Below are 587 nucleotides of genomic sequence, written 5' to 3' on the forward strand. Positions count from 1 at the left end.
GGAAAGACATCACGGTTTTCACTCGTCAAATCTCAACGATGCTGGTAACCGGTGTGCCGCTAGTACAAGCATTGAAATTGGTCTCTGATAACCACAAAAAAGCGGAAATGAAATCCATTTTGATGAGTGTAACTCGGGCTGTTGAAGCGGGTACACCGATGTCTAAAGCGATGCGTACCGCCAGTAACCATTTTGACCCGCTGTATACCGACCTGATTGCGACAGGAGAACAATCGGGCAACTTAGCCGAAGTGTTCGAACGCTTAGCCACCTACAGGGAAAAAAATGAGCAGCTTAGAGCCAAAGTGATCAAGGCTCTAATATATCCAGCCATGGTTATTCTAGTTGCACTGGGAGTATCGTTTATCATGCTAACCAAGGTCATTCCCGAGTTTGAAAAAATGTTTGTTGGCTTTGGTGCTGAACTGCCATGGTTTACAAGGCAAGTCTTAGATCTTTCCGCTTGGACACAAAACTGGAGCCCATTTATCGCACTTGGCTCCATCAGTTTATTTATCTCCGCGAGAGTACTCTCTAAGCGTTCAGATTCTTTTCGTTTAATGCTCAACCGATCTGTACTTAAGTTT

General features: G+C 44.6%; 1 protein-coding gene. It reads left to right on the forward strand.

Features of this window, described 5'->3' with window-relative positions; genetic code table 11:
* Window positions 1-587, forward strand: a 587-nt coding sequence (locus R7190_RS29150) for a type II secretion system F family protein (RefSeq protein WP_318138106.1), incomplete at both ends; no start/stop codon positions are given.

It is taken from the genome of Vibrio sp. 1078-1 (genome assembly GCF_033340475.1).